Annotated in this window: 15 protein-coding genes; 6 read left to right on the top strand and 9 right to left on the bottom strand. The window is 32.6% G+C overall.

The features are described 5' to 3' along the window. Positions 1 to 117 precede the first annotated feature (117 nt). Positions 118 to 2,532 (top strand): alpha-ketoacid dehydrogenase subunit alpha/beta, encoded by a 2,415-nt coding sequence (locus LNP81_RS22770; RefSeq protein WP_230039572.1) that lies wholly within the window; start codon positions 118 to 120, stop codon positions 2,530 to 2,532. A gap of 425 nt (positions 2,533 to 2,957) precedes the next feature. Here the strand turns inward: LNP81_RS22770 and kdsB are convergent, their stop codons facing one another. Together kdsB and LNP81_RS22780 are read right to left on the bottom strand one after the other, a co-directional pair. Then, entirely contained in the window at positions 2,958 to 3,692 is a 735-nt protein-coding gene (gene kdsB / locus LNP81_RS22775; RefSeq protein ID WP_230039573.1) for a 3-deoxy-manno-octulosonate cytidylyltransferase, read from the bottom strand. 36 nt (positions 3,693 to 3,728) lie between these two features. After that, a complete protein-coding gene (locus LNP81_RS22780; RefSeq protein WP_230039574.1) occupies positions 3,729 to 4,181 on the bottom strand; it encodes a hypothetical protein in 453 nt (150 codons plus the stop codon). Positions 4,182 to 4,294: 113 nt separating this feature from the next. Between LNP81_RS22780 and LNP81_RS22785 the strand changes: the two genes are divergently transcribed. Next, positions 4,295 to 5,629, top strand: a complete 1,335-nt coding sequence (locus tag LNP81_RS22785) for an outer membrane protein assembly factor BamB family protein (RefSeq protein ID WP_230039575.1) — start codon at positions 4,295 to 4,297, stop codon at positions 5,627 to 5,629. A gap of 191 nt (positions 5,630 to 5,820) precedes the next feature. Here LNP81_RS22785 and ygiD read toward each other — a convergent pair whose 3' ends face one another. Both ygiD and LNP81_RS22795 read right to left on the bottom strand, forming a co-directional pair. Then, the gene (gene ygiD / locus LNP81_RS22790) at positions 5,821 to 6,651 is read right to left on the bottom strand and encodes a 4,5-DOPA-extradiol-dioxygenase (RefSeq protein WP_230039576.1); all 831 of its coding nucleotides are present in this window, start codon (positions 6,649 to 6,651) and stop codon (positions 5,821 to 5,823) included. An 89-nt stretch (positions 6,652 to 6,740) separates the two neighbouring features. Further along, the gene (locus LNP81_RS22795; RefSeq protein WP_230039577.1) at positions 6,741 to 8,165 is read right to left on the bottom strand and encodes an ATP-dependent DNA helicase; all 1,425 of its coding nucleotides are present in this window, start codon (positions 8,163 to 8,165) and stop codon (positions 6,741 to 6,743) included. 373 nt (positions 8,166 to 8,538) lie between these two features. Between LNP81_RS22795 and LNP81_RS22800 the strand changes: the two genes are divergently transcribed. Both LNP81_RS22800 and LNP81_RS22805 read left to right on the top strand, forming a co-directional pair. Then, positions 8,539 to 9,360 carry a DUF3822 family protein gene (locus LNP81_RS22800; protein WP_230039578.1) on the top strand — a complete coding sequence of 274 codons (822 nt, stop codon included), beginning with the start codon at positions 8,539 to 8,541 and terminating at the stop codon, positions 9,358 to 9,360. Beyond that, on the top strand, positions 9,357 to 9,959 hold the full coding sequence (locus tag LNP81_RS22805; RefSeq protein WP_230039579.1) for an RsmD family RNA methyltransferase: 603 nt from the start codon (positions 9,357 to 9,359) through the stop codon (positions 9,957 to 9,959). The genes LNP81_RS22800 and LNP81_RS22805 overlap by 4 nt, the downstream gene beginning before the upstream one ends. A gap of 62 nt (positions 9,960 to 10,021) precedes the next feature. Here LNP81_RS22805 and LNP81_RS22810 read toward each other — a convergent pair whose 3' ends face one another. From LNP81_RS22810 to LNP81_RS22825, 4 genes are all read right to left on the bottom strand, one after another. Then, positions 10,022 to 10,675, bottom strand: a complete 654-nt coding sequence (locus tag LNP81_RS22810) for a hypothetical protein (RefSeq protein ID WP_230039580.1) — start codon at positions 10,673 to 10,675, stop codon at positions 10,022 to 10,024. A 1-nt stretch (position 10,676) separates the two neighbouring features. Next, positions 10,677 to 11,216, bottom strand: a complete 540-nt coding sequence (locus tag LNP81_RS22815) for a hypothetical protein (RefSeq protein WP_230039581.1) — start codon at positions 11,214 to 11,216, stop codon at positions 10,677 to 10,679. A 2-nt stretch (positions 11,217 to 11,218) separates the two neighbouring features. After that, positions 11,219 to 12,838 (bottom strand): hypothetical protein, encoded by a 1,620-nt coding sequence (locus tag LNP81_RS22820; protein WP_230039582.1) that lies wholly within the window; start codon positions 12,836 to 12,838, stop codon positions 11,219 to 11,221. A gap of 288 nt (positions 12,839 to 13,126) precedes the next feature. After that, on the bottom strand, positions 13,127 to 15,217 hold the full coding sequence (locus LNP81_RS22825) for an outer membrane beta-barrel family protein (protein WP_230039583.1): 2,091 nt from the start codon (positions 15,215 to 15,217) through the stop codon (positions 13,127 to 13,129). Positions 15,218 to 15,490: 273 nt separating this feature from the next. On the opposite strand from LNP81_RS22825, the gene LNP81_RS22830 reads away from it, so the two are divergent. Further along, positions 15,491 to 16,849 carry a sensor histidine kinase gene (locus tag LNP81_RS22830; RefSeq protein WP_230039584.1) on the top strand — a complete coding sequence of 453 codons (1,359 nt, stop codon included), beginning with the start codon at positions 15,491 to 15,493 and terminating at the stop codon, positions 16,847 to 16,849. A 10-nt stretch (positions 16,850 to 16,859) separates the two neighbouring features. Next, on the top strand, positions 16,860 to 17,549 hold the full coding sequence (locus tag LNP81_RS22835) for a response regulator transcription factor (protein ID WP_230039585.1): 690 nt from the start codon (positions 16,860 to 16,862) through the stop codon (positions 17,547 to 17,549). 228 nt (positions 17,550 to 17,777) lie between these two features. Here LNP81_RS22835 and LNP81_RS22840 read toward each other — a convergent pair whose 3' ends face one another. Further along, positions 17,778 to 18,128 carry a hypothetical protein gene (locus tag LNP81_RS22840; RefSeq protein ID WP_230039586.1) on the bottom strand — a complete coding sequence of 117 codons (351 nt, stop codon included), beginning with the start codon at positions 18,126 to 18,128 and terminating at the stop codon, positions 17,778 to 17,780. Positions 18,129 to 18,158: the final 30 nt, after the last annotated feature.

Raw genomic sequence — 18,158 nt, forward strand, 5'->3', positions numbered from 1 at the left:
AAAAATACGTAGTTTTTTGATTTTAAATACAAATAATTAAATTATATTTATTTTAAAGAATTATGATTATTGATTGTTTTTAAGTAATTTCGCAGTCTAACATGACCCCTCAAGATTATGATAAAAGAAAAAAACAATACTACACTAACATTTGAAGATTTCAAAACTGAGGTATTGAATGACTACAGAATAGCAGTTACCAGCCGCGAATGTAGCCTTTTAGGTCGTAAAGAAGTATTGACAGGAAAAGCCAAATTCGGGATATTTGGTGACGGAAAAGAAGTACCACAGCTTGCCATGGCAAAATCTTTTCAAAACGGAGATTTCCGTTCCGGATACTATCGCGATCAGACTTTTATGATGGCTATTGGAGAACTGACTCCAAAACAATTTTTCGCAGGTTTATATGGTCATACTGATTTAAATTTTGATCCAATGTCGGCCGGAAGACAAATGGGCGGACACTTTGTAACGCACAGTTTAAACGAAGACGGATCCTGGAAAGACTTAACAAAACAAAAAAACTCAAGTGCAGATATATCGCCTACAGCAGGACAAATGCCAAGATTATTGGGATTGGCTCAGGCATCTAAAATTTACAGAAACGTCGACGGTATTAAAACCAAAGATAAATTCTCTGTAAACGGAAACGAAATTGCCTGGGGAACTATAGGAAACGCAAGTACCTCAGAAGGCTTATTTTTTGAAACCATAAATGCTGCAGGAGTTTTGCAGGTACCAATGGTAATGAGTGTTTGGGATGATGAATACGGAATCTCGGTTCACGCCAGACATCAAACCACTAAAGAAAATATTTCTGAAATTCTAAAAGGATACCAACGCGATGAAGACGCGAACGGATACGAGATTTTTAGAGTAAAAGGCTGGGATTATGCAGAGTTGGTTTCGACTTACGAAAGAGCCGCTGCAATTGCCCGCGAACAACACGTTCCGGTTTTAATTCACGTAAACGAATTAACACAACCGCAAGGTCACTCGACTTCTGGTTCTCACGAGCGATACAAAAACGCTGAAAGACTGGCTTGGGAAAAAGATTTCGATTGTATTCGTCAGATGCGTTTATGGATGATTGCCATCAATATTGCATCTCCTGAAGAACTGGCCGAAATTGATGCCGAATTGAAAAAAGAAGTTCTAGAAGCTAAAAAAGAAGCGTGGAACTCTTTCATTAATCCAATTATCGAAGATCAAAAAAATCTTATGGCTTTACTGGAGCAAATTTCTGCCGCGAGTATCAACCATAAAGATAAAATTCAAAAATACATCTCTGAGTTAAGCGCTATCAAATCTCCACTAAAAAAGGAAATGCTGGTAATCGCCAGAAAAATATTGCGTTTTATAGAAATCCCAAACAGCAAAGTTTTGTTGTCTGACTGGATTACAAACTATATCGAAATTACACAGCCAAGATTCAGCAGTAATCTGCATTCAGATTCAGATAAAAATGTTTTTTCTGTAGAAAAAGTACTTCCTGAATATGCTGATAATGCAAAAGCAGATTTAGATGGCAGAATGATCCTTCGTGATAACTTTGATGCTTTGTTTACCAAATATCCTGAAACACTAATTTTTGGTGAAGATGTAGGAAACATTGGTGACGTAAACCAGGGCCTTGAAGGAATGCAGGAAAAATACGGAGAACTTCGTGTTGCCGATGTTGGTATTCGTGAAGCTACCATTATTGGGCAAGGAATCGGGATGGCTTTAAGAGGTTTACGTCCAATTGCAGAGATTCAGTACTTAGATTATTTACTTTACGCGATTCAAATCATGAGCGATGATTTGGCGACCTTACAATACAGAACCGTTGGTAAACAAAAAGCACCACTAATTATCAGAACCCGCGGACACCGTCTTGAAGGTATCTGGCATTCTGGTTCACCAATGGGTATGATCATCAATGCCGTTCGTGGTATTCACGTTCTCGTACCAAGAAACATGACACAAGCAGCAGGTTTTTACAACGCTCTTTTAGAGACAGACGAACCCGCTTTAGTAATCGAATGTTTGAATGGTTACCGATTAAAAGAAAAAACACCTTTGAATTTTGGTGAATTCAAAACACCGATTGGTGTAGTTGAAACCCTAAAAGAAGGTGCTGATATTACTTTAGTTTCTTACGGATCTACTTTAAGATTAGTAGAACAAGCCGCAAACGAACTACTAGAATTAGGAATCGATTGTGAAGTAATCGATATTCAGTCCTTACTTCCGTTTGATATCAATAAAGATATTGTAAAAAGTATCGCTAAAACAAATCGTCTTTTAGTAATCGACGAAGATGTTCCTGGTGGAGCTTCGGCTTACATCCTGCAACAAATTCTGGAAGAACAAAATGCGTACATTCACTTAGACAGTAAACCGCAAACTCTGGCTGCAAAAGCACACAGACCGGCTTACGGAACTGATGGTGATTACTTCTCTAAACCTTCTGCCGAAGATATTTTTGAGAAAGTTTATACCATGATGAATGAAGTTAATCCTTCAAAATATCCAAATTTGTATCAATAAATTTAGATTTATATATAAAAAAAAGCTCCAAAATTTGGAGCTTTTTTTATGTGCATTTTTGTAAAAATTAGAATTTGGAATTTACTATTTGGAATTTAAATTTTCAGGAGCTATTTCCTGCTATCCGCTCCAATCTTTTGTTCCATTTCATTACACAAAAGGATTTCCACTGCTATCAGGGCTAGGGCACTCGTTTTCATAAGAGGATTTAAGATTATACATCACGTTTGTCATCCTTAGCGAAGTCGAAGGCGAACCAATTGGAACGCGAGCTTCTCCCGAAGTCTCGGGACGCTCAGCCTGACACATTACCAAAACATAAAGTAATTCAGCAAATGAGATTGCTTTGTTCCTCGCAATGACAAAAATCCGTGTAATCAGCGTTTTCGCGCAAGCGAATCCGTGTCATCCGTGTGCCATCTAGTTTATTTCGAAGCTAAGATAGCACGAGCCTTTTCTAAATCCTCAGCTGTATCAATTCCGATTCCAACATGCGTAGTTTCAACCATTTTAATACGTTTTCCGAACTCTAAATATCTTAGTTGTTCCAGTTTCTCAGAAGCTTCTAAAGACTTCATAGGAAGGCTGTAAAAATCTAATAAAGCCTGTTTTCTAAAAGCATAAATCCCAATATGCTGAAAATAACGAACACCAACATCCTTATCTCTCGGATACGGAATCACAGATCTTGAAAAATACAATGCAAACTGTGATTGATCTACAACCACTTTCACATTATTTGGGTTATTGATTTCGTCTTGATCCGTAATCTCACGCATTAGCGAAGCCAAATCAACTTTACGATCTTCATCATCTTTAAAAACGGATAAAACCTGTTCTAAAGGACCAGCTTCTGTAAAAGGCTCGTCGCCTTGCACATTTACTACAACGTCAACATCAAGGCTAAATATAGCTTCAGCAATACGATCACTGCCTGATTCGTGTTCTTTGATACTCATAATCGCTTTCCCACCATTCGAAACAATCTCATCAAAAATCAAATCCGAGTCGGTTACTACAAAAACGTCATCAAACAATTTTGTGGCTACCGTTGCTTCATAAGTTCTTAGAATTACGGTTTTACCGCCAAGATCCTGCATTAATTTAGCAGGAAAACGTGTTGAGGCGTATCGCGCCGGAATTACAGCTATTATTTTCATTTTATAGTATTTAAAATTTCATTTACTCAGCAAAAACTAAGCTTTTCTGTATTTTTTTATATCGTTTTTTACTACTTCCAACATCTCTTTGGAAAATCCTTCTGCAACATAATTGCTTTCCGTTTTAGTATTATTATTTGCAATCGAAATAAGATAATATTTTCCAGACTTAGGAAGTATGTCTTCAGCAATCGAAAATTGGTTTTCATTCAATAAGAAAGTCTCTTTGAATATTATTTTTCCAAGCCAACTCGTTTTTTCTAAAATCAAAAGCTCCTTCTCAGAATCGATTATAATTTTAAAAGAACCTTTTACAATTAAAAGCCCAAGTCCCATCAATATAAACACAACAATCAAAACAGGAGTCATTTTTGCTTCTCCCATTATCAATAGAATAATTTCTACAAATATTCCTGTAATAATTACCGGCCCCAAAACAACCTTTTTAGATGATTTATACGTTTTAATCTCTTTATTTGATAATTCCATATTAAAACAAATATACCTATTCACATTCATGTTTAAAAAATATATTCGTAACATATTTCTTAAATAACTAAATATTAATATCTTATAAAATATTTATTTTTAAAATAAAAACTATGAAAAGATTTCTAGCCACCCTTCCACTCTATTTCTTTATAATTTTTATTCATTCGGCTTTAAGCCAAAACAAAAATAATACAGTATTAAATGCTTTTTCAGATCGCATTTTTGACGGAAAAGGATACCAGTCAGTCAGTAATCTTAAATGGAAATTTAAAACCGAAGGCAAGATTTTTTCCTCTCCAATTGCAAAAAACGATATTGTCTATATTGGCAGTGAAGATGGTTTTCTTTATGCTGTCGAAGAAAAATCAGGAAGTTTAAAATGGAAATTCAAAACCAATGGAGCGATTCATAGCTCACCAAGTATTTTTGAAAACACCATTTATTTTGGGAGTTTTGACGGAAATTATTACGCCGTAAATACACAAAACGGAAAACTGCATTGGAAATTTAAAACCGGTGGAGAACATTGGTTAGGTGAAATTGGCAGGTGGGGAATGAAACCTGAAACGCAATACATGGAAGATTTATGGGATTTTTATCTCTCATCACCTGTTGTTTATGTAAACGGAAAAACTTCTCGGGTTTTATTTGGAAGCAGTGATGGCAATATTTATTCTCTGGACGCCAAAACTGGAGCTTTAAAATGGAAATTCAAAACCAATGAACCCGTTCACGGAACTCCGGTAATCGATAAAGACAAAATTTACATTGGCGGTTGGGACGCTACTTTATACGCTTTAAACATTGAATCGGGAAAAGAAATCTGGCATTTTGCAACGGGGACACAAATGGGCTTTAAAGGCATACAATCTTCAGTCGCAGTTTCAGATGGTATAGTTTACTTTGGTGCGAGAGAGCCTTTCTTTTTTGCCTTAGATGCCCAAACCGGAAAACAAATTTGGAAATACAATGCCGAGAATTCCTGGATACTAAGTTCTGCCGTGATAAAAGATAATACCGTTTATGTAGGCAGTTCAGACACTTATGCTTTACTCGCTTTAGACGCTAAAACGGGTGCAGAAAAATATAGGTTTAAAGTAAATGGTTATGTCTACTCATCTCCCGCAACAGCAGGAAATACTATTTACTTTGGAGATTTTACCGGCAATTTCTTCAGTTTGGATTTACTTTCGAACGGAAAAACATCCAACGTTATAAGTACTGATAATCGCAAACAATTTGCGGCTTCTACTTTAAAAAATGATCTTTTAGATTTTGGATATGCAGGTCAAAACGAAGATCTTTCTTTATACGATAACAACAAAAAAGTAATGGATAAATTTTATCAATTAGGATCAATTGTTTCTTCGCCATTCATCAGTAATAATACCATCTATTTCGGAAGTGCCGATGGTTATTTATATGCTTATCATTTAGAAAAATAACTCTTCTGTAATTTAATTTTACCGCAAAGCACGCAAAGATTTTTTTATCTTGCTGGTAAGTTTAAAACACAAAGTTCGCAAAGCTAGATGTTGAAATAGCTTTGCGAACTTTGTGTTTTTATAAAACTGTTTAAATTTAAAATCTTTGCGTGCTTTGCGGTAAAATCAAGCTGCAAAAGACTTACACCACATTACATAATTTTTACCGAAGTCATACTCAAAGAACCGGCTAACAATTTATCGTTGAATAAACTCAGTTCTTCTGATTTTTCTTTTAAGCCTAAAGTATACAACAAAGGCAAATAATGATCTGGAGTTGGAATCGCAACCTGAACGGCTTTGCTCATTTTTTCGAAATCTATTAAAGGCTGAAAATTTCCATCCAATAAATAATTATTTACAGTTTCTCTGGCTTCAATTGCCCAATCAAAACCGTAATTGTCTTTGTCAAAATTCCTGAAATCGACCAAACGAAGATTGTGAACGATATTCCCGCTGCCAATAATCAAAACTCCTTTTCGACGTAAAGATTGTAGTTTCTGAGCCAACTCAAAATGATATTGTCCTGATTTGGTATAATCAATACTCAACTGAATTACAGGAACATTAGCTTCTGGATATAAGTGTTTAATTACACTCCACGCGCCATGATCTAAACCCCAATGTTCGTCTAAATCGACATTTACGGGTTCTAATATTTTCTTAGTTTCAATAGCCAATTCAGGGCTTCCTTTTGCTGGATATTGTACATCAAATAATGCTTGCGGAAAACCTCCAAAATCATGGATTGTTCTGGGCATTTGCATCGAAGTTACTTTGGTTCCGTTGGTAAACCAATGCGCCGAAACACATAAAATAGCATTGGGTTGTGGCAATGTTTTAGCCAAATCGCGAAAACCAGCCACAAACTGATTTTCTTCAATTGCATTCATCGGACTGCCGTGTCCTAAAAATAAAACCGGCATTTTATCTGTATTCGAAAACGTAGACGAAATCGAATGTAAATCGTTTAGTGTTGTCATTTTAAATAATTATAAACACGAATTTCACAGATTTTCACTAATGCTAAATCTAAAAAAAATAATTCGTGCTAATTCGTCAAATTAGTGTTTTACTCCTCAAAACTTTCGTCTTTAAATCCTATCAAATATAATTTATTTTTGGCACGCGTCATAGCGGTATACAACCACCTGATGTAATCGCGATCGATTCCGTTTGGTAAGTAAGGTTGTTCTATAAAAACGGTATTCCATTGCCCACCTTGCGATTTGTGACACGTTATGGCATAGGAGAATTTTACTTGTAATCCGTTAAAATATTCGTTTTCTTTTACTTTTTGGAACTTCTTGTATTTTGTGGTTTCACTTTCATAATCTTTCATCACCTCTTCGTACAAACGATTTGATTCTTCGTAGGTTAAAGATGGAGATTCACTTTTTATAGTATCTAATAACAAAACGGTTTCAAACGGTTTTTGATCCGGATAATCGACCATTCTGATCTTTACTTTCGCAAAATTGAATCCATATAATTCTTTGATTCCGAAGAGCTCTAAAACTTCAATAATATCTCCGTTGGCAATAAATCCGGCTTCATCGGTTTCTTTTAGCCAGAAATAATTATTCTTTACCACCATCAAAAAATCTCCAACTGAAAGTTCACTTTCTTTAAACAAAATCCTCGTTCTGATTTGCTCATTGTATTGATTCGCTCTTTTATTCGAACGAACGATAAAAGCTGTATCCTCAATACTGTAATTACTATACGCCGAGTTTATAGCATCCTGAATATCATAACCATCTGTAAGACGAATAATATCCTTAAATCTCTTTACATCAAATTTAAACTCGGTAATAAAAGTATCTTTTAGTAATTCACGCAATTCAGTCGCATTGTACAAAATCCCTGAGCTTTCTTCCTGACGCATTACTTCGTCGAGTTCTATATGTTCGATTTCTTTATCGTAATGCACAGCAAGTGTTTGTACATCAAGCGCGGGACTTATATCTAAATTTACCGGTGGCAGCTGCGCTGTATCTCCCAAAAGAATCATTTTGCAATTGGTTCCTGAATATACATACTGAATCAAATCATCCAGAAGTGATCCGTTATCATACAATTTCGAATCTGAATTGCTGTCTGAAATCATCGAAGCCTCATCGACGATAAAAATGGTGTTTTTATGTTTGTTTACCTGCTTGGTAAAAGCCACGCCTCCACCAGCAGATTTTTTAGGAAAATATATTTTTTTATGAATAGTAAACGCAGGCGTGTTCGAATAATTGGCAATCACTTTTGCCGCACGACCTGTTGGCGCCAGCAAAACAAACTTTTTATTAATATCTCCCAGATTGTTTACGATTGTCGAGATCACGGTTGTTTTTCCCGTTCCTGCATATCCTTTCAATACAAAAATCGTTTCGTTATGCGTATCAGTTAGGAAAATAGCAATTTTCTGAAAAAAAATGTCCTGTTTATAAGTGGGTGCAAAAGGAAATCGTTTTTGTAAAACGCCGTAAAAAAGTGATGAATTCATAGGGAAAAATTGAACTACAAAGAACGGGCTTTTAAATATCAATTTCAATGTCAAATTCAAAAATCAATTACAATGGCAAAAATCAATTGCAATGGCAAAAATCAATTTCAATAGCAAAAATCAATTGCAATATCAATGTCGATTACAAACTTTTTTCACCATATAAGTAATGTAAGGGATTTAAGTTTACGTTTTTTGTGCTAAATTAATATGAACTTATATTACTTATATGGTAAAGAAAATTTAACCGTATTTTAAAATCCAATTAAAACTGTTTTTCGAAATTGCATTTGTAATTGTTCCTTTTTAATTTGTAAGTTTGTAATCGCCTTAAATTCTTTCTTGTAAAACAGGTAACGAATTGTAAATCAATATGTCATTGCAAAATACTAACATCACTTCCAAAAATTACAAAAAGCTTTCTATTCAGGTTTCTCTGAACGGATTTTCATTTTGTTGTTTTGATACTTTAAATGATACGATTACAGCTTTTAACGAAATCAATTTTGATGCTACACAAAAACCATCAAAAATTGAAGAATTGTACAGCGCCGCTTTTAAAAAATATCCGGAATTAAAAGAAACTTACGACGAGATTTTAGTCATTCATAACAACAATCTTTCGACTTTTGTGCCGAGTGCTTTGTTCGACGAAAATTTCTTAGGAAGCTATTTACAATACAACACCAAAGTTTTTGAAACCGACTTTTTTACTTTCGATAAAATTTCAAATTACGAAATGAATTCGGTTTACATTCCTTACATCAATATCAATAATTTTTTAATTGATAATGTTGGATCGTTTGATTACAAACATGTCAACAGTATTTTGGTCGAGAAAATTCTTGAAAGCTCTAAGAACAACGACCAGAAAAAAATGGTAGTCAATTTCAATGCCAATCATTTTGAAGTTATTGTAGTTCAGAATCAGAAATTGTTATTATTCAATTCGTTTGAATACCAGACTCCGGAAGATTTTCTATACTATATTCTTTTTACAGCCGAACAATTGAGCTTGAACCCTGAAAGTTTTCCGCTTGAATTGTTAGGTACCATACATCAAAACGATCCGTTTTATGCGATTGCATACAAATACATTCGTCATATTTCATTTTTGGATGTAAGCACATTACAACAAAAAAACAGCTACTCAACTGCACAAAATCAAAAACATTATATCTTATTTCAATCATGAGAATCATTTCAGGAAAATACAAAGGACGCCGCATTTTTCCGCCAAAAAACCTTCCTGTAAGACCTACGACCGACATGAGTAAAGAAGCATTATTTAATGTTTTGAACAATCATTTTAGTTTTGAAGGTTTAAAGGTTTTGGATTTATTTGCCGGAACAGGAAATATTAGTTTTGAATTCGCTTCACGCGGAAGTGCTCCAATTACCTCAGTAGACGGTGATTTTGGATGCGTAAAATTCATCAAACAAGTGTCATCAGAATACGATTTTGATATTGCTGCCACGAAAAGTGATGTCTATAAATTTTTAGACAATTGCAAAACTTCTTATGATATCATTTTTGCCGATCCTCCGTACGGATTAGATCAGACTGCATTTGAAAAAATTGTTCTTACGGTTTTCGAAAGAGAATTATTAAACGAAGACGGAATGATGATTATTGAGCATTCTAAATACACCAAAATGGAACATTTAAGTAATTTTTCTTTTCAGAAAAATTATGGAGGATCGTTTTTTAGTTTCTTCGAATTAAATTCAACCGATGATGAGGAAGAACTGACCATTAAATTGAATAAAGCTACAGAAGACGACGAAGGTTAATTTTCGTTTTTAAAGCATAAAAAAGTCCCTTGAGTTTCCAAGGGACTTTTCGTTTTATAATATTAAACTTTTTTTCTTTTTAAATTAAAGTAATAATTAAGACCTAAGCCAAAAGTCCATTTTGTATTAACCCTACTTTCATTCTCATTAATTCTATTTATCGCTTCTCCTAATTCAACTCCTTGAAGATCTGATATAATACACAAAGAATCAGGATTGTTATCTGATAGATTAAAATTATATCCTACTCCAAATCCAAGGGACTGGCTCCAATCCTTCACATTTTTTTTACGATTAGTAATTGATACACCAGAATTATTGTAAGTTGTTAAATTTCCGTGCGCTTCAATATTCGAAATTGAAAACTTAGGAAGAATGATAAAATAAGAATCGAGTTCATTACTATTACCTAAAATTATTTTAGGGCAAATACTAAAATTTACAGAAGTCACTGATCTGGTAAATTCTTCAATAATTGTATTGTTATCATCTCTTTTTGTAAAATTCTCTAAAGCACCAATCATTCCACTAAATTCTAGTTCTGGCTTCACATACTTATTTAAACGAAACTCTCCACCAGTCTTTAAATTCAAAAAGACTGAACTGGAAAAATTTGTATGAAAAAAAGTTGCAACGCCAATATATGGCCTAACAATTTGAGCATTTGCACAAATAAAACTAAAAAGGAATAAAATTCCAAACACATTTTTTTTCATGTTACTTACCTATTATCCAGCCTAAAGTAAAGTTAATTACAGGCACAAATTCGCTCTCATATTTATCAAAATTATATCCAACACCAGCATTCAATCCTAAATTAAAATTTCTACTATAAGTTCGCTGCAAACCCCAAACCGGAGCAATTGTAAAAGACGAAGTATCCGCTGAAAAATCATTATTACTAGAAATTGATTTAAAATTGTAGATTGCATTTAACGCAACAAAATTACCTGAATTATGATCCGTTCTTTTTCCTTTAGAATCTCTTTTCTCTAAATTATAATAATGACGGAACTGCTCATTTATATTAGGAAAAAATGACCATGAAGATCCTCCATAGTAACTGCTATGATAACCAAATCCTAAACTTAACTCTGAGTACAGGGTATTTTTCTGATCAAAACCGTGTTCATATATAAAACCTGGTAAAAGAATATTTACCTTGAACAGATTTTTTTCAACTGCTACACTATTATTCTGCGAATAAATCTTTAGTGACCAAAGAAAAATTACAAAGGCTATATATTTAACTTTCATCGTTAATTTCCATTTAGAATCAACCTACGGCCTCTCCACTCGCCATTATGCAATGCTGCACCATAAAGATCTACTGATACATTAGAATATTTAGTTGCACCAGACAATCCTTTTAGGTAGTCACCCGCATCATTATATGAGCTTTTCCATGTAAATAAAAAATTAAAATCAAAATAATGAGTAATTGAATTATCATCATTGCGATTCCATTTTATATTTAATGTTTTAAAAGTAATAGTATTGCTTAATGATGGTGCTTTAACGACATTATATTTTAAAGTCTCATCTTTTATTTTGTTATTTAAAATAGTTTTATCATAAATAGATGGCAGATTTTTAACAAATAGTTTTGCAATTTCATCTATAGCTTTATTTAACTCTTTTGCTGATAGTAGATCGTATTGTTCGTTATGTATAAATATTGTTAATCCAGCTTCCGGATCGCCAGTATCAAAAATAAACTTTGGACCTTCAGTTGGCGTTTTATTAATAATTTTTCCATCAATATTATATTTCACCCCTTTGTATTCAAAAAAAACCGTGTTATAGTTATAAGCTGCTAGATCATACTTTGGTGTATTAAATTTGTAATCATACTGTACATCATTAACTCCAAGCTCTATAATATCAGCGTATGATTTCTCCCAATAAGATACTCCTAACAATTTTTCTCTTTTTTGAAGTCTAACACTGCAACCTACTGATGAAAATAAAAAATAATTTTGATTCCAAAAACTAACCTGAACTCTTCTATTATCACTATAATAATCTTCTGCTTTTTCTGATGCACCAAATATTTTCTCCCAAATACTATTTGCCTCTACATAAGCTATTTCAAGGTTTTGTTTAATTAATTTTGGACTTTCATTTTGCTTAGGAATATACGGAACATGAGGCAAACCGCTACCATAATCTCCATCATATTGCATAAGATTTTGAGAAGCTTTAAGTGGCGCAAATTTAGATATTTCATCGGTAACTTGAATTATCTCAGAAGAATTCGAAGACTTATTTGTTAAATTTTTATTTGTTTGAATTATTGCCTTTTTCTGAGAAAAATTTAATCTATCTAAATAACTATACAATTTATCCTTATCTTCTTTTTTACAGAAATAAAGCCCAGTCTCAGTATACTTGTACAAGCTATCTCCAACAATTATTTCTCTATCTTCATTTAACAAATTGGCTAAGACAGGGTCTGAAATTAACTCATCTTCCAGATCAATATCATCAATTCCTTTTGAGGTAAAACCATATTCTGCATTTCTTTTAGCGATTCTTGACCTTTTTTGATTTACAAATTTTTGTACTTCTTCAGTATCATCTTTATCAAAAATGGGAGTTAAGGGCTTAAACCCTTTTCGCTGAATACGTCTTACTACTTTATTAAAATCATTTTGTTTTTCAGCACTTTCTTGATAAGAGTTAAAAATGCTCTTAAGACTAGCCTTATTTTCAATTTCAACAGTTCCATCTACTATTTTAATTTCCTCAATAGCATTATTTTGAGTTGCATTTTTTTCATTTTCTTCGAAATTATTGTCACATGCAAATAGCATTAGACTTATTAACGCTATAGTTATACTAGTGCATTTATTTACTGTAAATTTTATATTTTTCATTTATTAAGTTTAAATTAATTGATTTTTTATGTTAATTCTAAAGAGGATTATTCCCATTAACAGAATAATCCTAAAATTCTCAAAAATCAATTGTGGAGCACCTTGTTTAAAATTTCTCATAACATATTATCGGTTAGACTAAAAACCAAAAGTAATGTTAATTTCTACAATAAGTAAGATTTAACTTAAAAAAACAAATATTTAACATAAACTATTCTTATAAAAATTCTTAAATATGAAAAATAAGAGCAAAAAAAGTCCCATGAATAATTCAAATGATTTCCTTTTTTAATTCACCCGACCGGAGTTTTTCTCCATGCTTTTCCCTTTAAATTCGGTTTCTTTTACTTTTCCAAAAGAATACTTAATTGAAATTGAAATCTCATGTTCATCAACTAAATACCTGGCTTTTGAATTGATATTATTTATAGTAAATACTTCTTCTTCATTAATCTTTTTAAATACATTATTAAAGTTCAGACTGCAATTCCAATTTTTAAAGAAAGTTTTCGAAAACGACATATCTACAATTGCCCTGGCATTTCTTTCAAAAACACCTTTGTTTTGTTTTGTAACGCCTCGAAAAGCAAGAACCGCCGTATATCCTTTTGGAAGTTTAAATTCGTTGTTTGAAGATAAAAATACCGCTGAAGCATCTTCGATCTTCTCTGAAACAAAAACCAAAGAATTGGTTATCGTCCAGAATTTATATGTAAAAGGCAATTCGAAATCGAGAACAAATGCAGATTCCTTATCAAAATTAACGTCTTTAAAAGTCATTATATTCAAATCCTTATCAAAGAAAAAACTATTATAAACCGGATCTGTATTTTGATAATAGGTTAGTTTAACCGATTTATCGTGATACTGAAATGTTGAAGAAATCTCGTTGACAATCGTAGGATCCAAATTGATATTTCTGGCATACAAAAAATAAGGATTTATATAGGTTGTTCCCTGACTTAAAGACGAATAATTAGGTCTCGAAATACTCTTGGCATAATTTATACTAATGCTTTTCGTGCTGTCTATTGCGACTGAAAATTGCACTTTCGGAAAAAAATTAGTGTAGTTTTTATGGATCAAAGGCACTAAATCGGTTTTAAACTTTCCGTTTACATTGGTGTTTTCTACTCTAAAACCAACCGAGAAATCGACTTTTTTAATCTTTCCGGAAAGCTGACTGTAACCTGCCAGATTTTGCTCTTTAAAATCATAATGACTTATTTCATTTTCACTATTCTCATAATACACTATATCCAAATCTGATTTTGAATCTGCGGAAGCATACAATCCACCTATTTCAAATTTCATCTCGTTTTTAAACTTTTTCTCAACATCAATTTTACCAGAAAAAACATTGACCTTAAATTTTTGATCCCGAAGTTGTGCCAACTCAAACTGCGTATTATTATAATTATTTTCGACCTGACTCCACATTCCCTGATCGAAATTAGAGTATTGAAAACCTGTAAAAACCTGCGTATCTATAGACTTTATCTTTTTGGAATAATTCAAGAATGAGTTTACAAAATTCTTTTTATTTTCATTATCACTATATGTCACAACATTATTTATTACCTCTTTGTTTTTATTATCAGTAATTGTATTGATAGGAAAAAGATCTTTTTGAAGCTTACTATTTATACTCAACGAAAAATAATCATCTTCGTTTATTTTGTAAAACAAACTTCCTCCAAAAACAAATTGACGCTTTTTAGAATAAGCAGTTACATCATATTTAGAAGCAATTTCAGCATCAGGAATTTGATAATCAATGCTATGATTTTCCCAGGGTTGTAATTTATTATAATTAAAATTAGCTTTCCATTCGATTTTATTCTTTTTGAAACTGGTATTAAAACCAAGATAATTGCTGTACTTTTTCTTAAAAGAAGCAACCTCAGAAATCTCTGTCCTAAAACCGTCTTTTTTGTTAAATTTTCGCGTAATTAGAATTACAGAACGACCTTCGGCTTCATATTTAGAAGATGGATTCTGGATGATTTCGATCGTTTTAATATCGGCCACAGCCAAAGCATTCAAATCGTTCATTCCTACTTTTTGATTGTCGATGTAGATTAAAGGATTTCCGCGGCCAACAACCGAGATACTTTCTTTATCTGAACTTACCTGAACCGTTGGTAATTTCGCTAATAAATCAACCGTATTCGGGATCGAATTGTAGATAGAATTAGCGACATCCACTTTTATATTTCCGTTTGTATTAGTGAAAGTTTTTTTGTTCTGAGTCACAACAACTTCATTAAGTTTATTCGAAATACTGTCTTTTGGCGTTTTATTTTGCGCATATCCAAATAAAGAAAGCAGGAAGAAAAACAAAATCAGGAAAATTTTCAAGGGCAAATAAAGGTTCATTTTTGGTTGGATTTAAGTTGCAATCCTGCAAAAGTGCTTCTAAAAAAAGGTTCCGTAGGTTAATTGAAGGTTAATGCGGAGTTAATGTGCTGATTGTCTCTCAAAAACATTATTTTTGAATTGGGAATAACCCACGGATTTTACGGATGGAACGGATTTACACGGATTTATTTTTTATAAATCTGCAAAGTCTGTTTGATATGATACATAAAATATAAATCCGTGTAAACAAGTTTAACCCGTGTCATCCGCGAGCCATAACAAAAACAACTAATGAAACAAAGAATCAATTTACTAATAGCCTTTTCTGTCGTTGCTCTGATCGTTTTATCAGCGGTACAATGCTATTTGGTAAAAACTACTTACGATTATAAAGTGGCGCAATTTCATACCGAAATCAAGAATGAAATTGCTCAAATCTCTAATAATTATGGGGATATTGATTCGGTAATTGTTTCTAAAAAAGAAGCTCTTTACAAACAATTATCAGAAAATTATATTCAGGGAAAAAACACCAAAATTGAGGTTAAAAAGTATATTCTCGAAAACGAATACAATGATGTTTTAACTCAAAAGATTCAGCGTAAGTTTAAGAGAGATTTGCCCAACCTAAAAATAGATTTTGCAATTGTACTAAACAAATTTGTACTGTACCAAAACGCCAAAAAAATCGATACTATTTTCTCCGAGAAACCTTTTATTCGAAACAAATTATACGGAAATCTATTATCTTTAAATAAAGCTTTTTTAGTTCGAAATTACGTTGGAACTTCTAGCGGCACTTTCGAAAATAGGGATTACAAGTTATTGACAGAAGATTCGATGTATGTGTCTGTAATCGATTGGGAAATGATTATTTTAAGACGAATGACGTTCATTTTAATTCTGTCTTTACTTTCTATAGTAACCCTTATAACGCTTTTTGTTATTGCTATAAAAGCATTAATCAAGCAAAAAAAAGTAAACGAAATCAAAACCGATTTTATCAATAATATCACGCACGAACTCAAAACGCCTTTGACCACTTTGGGTATTTCGACGAAAATATTAGAAAGAAAAGACATTAGAGATAATGACGAAAATTTTAATGCAATTGTCGACACGATTTCACGCCAGAACAATCGTTTACAAAATTTGATCGATCAGGTTATGGCAAATTCTTTGGCTGAAAACGGAATCGACCTGCAAAAAGAAAAAATAGAAACAGAGGATTTTCTATTAACCATAATCAATGATTTCAAGATTACGTATCCTAAAATCGACATTAAAACCAATTTTCAAACTCAGAACACAAACCTTATTCTGGATAAATTTTACTTGACTACAGCACTTTTAAATGTTCTGGAAAATGCCGTAAAATATGGTTCTAATACTATTACAATAAAAACAAATCTCAACCAAAATCAATTTTCGATTAGTATTGAAGATGATGGAATTGGTATTTCGAAAAACAAACAATCACTTTTATTCGAAAAATTCTATCGCGTAGAACAAGGAAATCTTCATAATACAAAAGGTTTAGGTTTAGGATTGTATTATGTTGATCAAATTATAAAAGCGCATCAGGGCTCTGTGAGCATGGTGAGTGATTTAGGAAAAGGAACTCAGTTTACTATATTATTAAAAGTTTAATTACCTTATTTTGAAAAGATTACTTTTAGCCGAAGACGATTTTGATTTTGCCGGAATTCTAAAAAAATATTTAGAATTGCATCAATTTGAAGTGATCTGGGCACAAAATGGAGAAATAGCTTTAGACTATTTTAAAAACCAGGCTTTTGATATTTGCATTTTTGATGTCATGATGCCAAAATTGGACGGGTTTTCACTGGCCGAAAAAATAATTACAATTAACCCCGAAATTCCATTTATTTTTTTAACTGCTAGAAAGTTAAAAGAAGACAAAATCATTGGATTAAAACTAGGTGCTGACGATTACATCATAAAACCTTTTGAAGTCGACGAACTCATTTTGCGTTTGAATAACATTCTAAAGAGAATCGAACAAAAACGAAGTCTGAACGGAGATAATATCATTGAAATTGGTTCTTATGTTTTTGATAATGAAAGATTAACCCTCAATAATAAAAATCACGTGCAGCAGCTCACAGAAATGGAAGCTTCTCTTATTGAATATTTATACCTGAACCATAACCAGTTATTAAAAAGAGACCAAATTTTAATGTCTGTCTGGAAAAAAGACGATTATTTTTCAGGACGAAGTATGGATGTTTTTATCAGCAGACTTAGAAAATATTTTAATTCAGATCCAAAAATAAAAATAGAAAGCACTCGAAATATTGGGTTAGAATTTAAAATCGAAAAACCTTGATCTCTCAAGGTTTTCTACTATATCTCTTTTGATTATTTCCCGATAACCCAACCTAAGGTAAAATTAGTAACAGGGACAAATTCAGTATCATATTTGTCAAAATTTACTCCCGGTCCTAAATGCACCTCAAGATTGAATCTCCCTTTGTAAGTACGTTGAAAACCCCAAAGTGCCGCCAGAGTAAACGATGGATCGTAATTACCATATTTTTCGTTGGTATTTAATGATTCAAAGTTGTAATAAGCAGATGCTTGCTAAAAAGTTCCCTGAATTACGAGCGGTTCTTTTTCCTTTTGCAGCTCGTTTTTCCAGATTATAGTAATGACGGAACTGTTCGTTGATCGTAGGAAAAACATACCAGCTTGTTCCATAATAACTGCTATAACGATAACCAACTCCTAAAGTTACCTCAGAATACAGTGTGTTTTTAGCATCAAAACCATGCTCATAAACAAATGCGGGAAATAGCAAGTTAACTTTAAATTGATTTTTAACTACTGAAACCGCGGCATCATCCTGCGCCTGAACAGCATTAATACAAAGAACAGCCAAAAGTAAAAACAGATAATTTTTCTTCATGTTTGTTTTTTAAATTGTTGGATCAAAAAT

The organism is Flavobacterium piscisymbiosum (assembly GCF_020905295.1).
Lineage (GTDB): Bacteria > Bacteroidota > Bacteroidia > Flavobacteriales > Flavobacteriaceae > Flavobacterium > Flavobacterium piscisymbiosum.

What these genes read in the sequence shown, in the direction of transcription:
- LNP81_RS22815 (WP_230039581.1), bottom strand. Translation starts at nt 11,216, where the DNA reads ATGAAAGTTAAATATATAGCCTTTGTAATTTTTCTTTGGTCACTAAAG.
- kdsB (WP_230039573.1), bottom strand. Translation starts at nt 3,692, where the DNA reads ATGAAAATAATAGCTGTAATTCCGGCGCGATACGCCTCAACACGTTTT.
- ygiD (WP_230039576.1), bottom strand. Translation starts at nt 6,651, where the DNA reads ATGACAACACTAAACGATTTACATTCGATTTCGTCTACGTTTTCGAAT.
- LNP81_RS22825 (WP_230039583.1), bottom strand. Translation starts at nt 15,217, where the DNA reads ATGAACCTTTATTTGCCCTTGAAAATTTTCCTGATTTTGTTTTTCTTC.
- LNP81_RS22805 (WP_230039579.1), top strand. Translation starts at nt 9,357, where the DNA reads ATGAGAATCATTTCAGGAAAATACAAAGGACGCCGCATTTTTCCGCCA.
- LNP81_RS22810 (WP_230039580.1), bottom strand. Translation starts at nt 10,675, where the DNA reads ATGAAAAAAAATGTGTTTGGAATTTTATTCCTTTTTAGTTTTATTTGT.
- LNP81_RS22840 (WP_230039586.1), bottom strand. Translation starts at nt 18,128, where the DNA reads ATGAAGAAAAATTATCTGTTTTTACTTTTGGCTGTTCTTTGTATTAAT.
- LNP81_RS22830 (WP_230039584.1), top strand. Translation starts at nt 15,491, where the DNA reads ATGAAACAAAGAATCAATTTACTAATAGCCTTTTCTGTCGTTGCTCTG.
- LNP81_RS22780 (WP_230039574.1), bottom strand. Translation starts at nt 4,181, where the DNA reads ATGGAATTATCAAATAAAGAGATTAAAACGTATAAATCATCTAAAAAG.
- LNP81_RS22795 (WP_230039577.1), bottom strand. Translation starts at nt 8,165, where the DNA reads ATGAATTCATCACTTTTTTACGGCGTTTTACAAAAACGATTTCCTTTT.
- LNP81_RS22785 (WP_230039575.1), top strand. Translation starts at nt 4,295, where the DNA reads ATGAAAAGATTTCTAGCCACCCTTCCACTCTATTTCTTTATAATTTTT.
- LNP81_RS22800 (WP_230039578.1), top strand. Translation starts at nt 8,539, where the DNA reads ATGTCATTGCAAAATACTAACATCACTTCCAAAAATTACAAAAAGCTT.
- LNP81_RS22820 (WP_230039582.1), bottom strand. Translation starts at nt 12,838, where the DNA reads ATGAAAAATATAAAATTTACAGTAAATAAATGCACTAGTATAACTATA.
- LNP81_RS22770 (WP_230039572.1), top strand. Translation starts at nt 118, where the DNA reads ATGATAAAAGAAAAAAACAATACTACACTAACATTTGAAGATTTCAAA.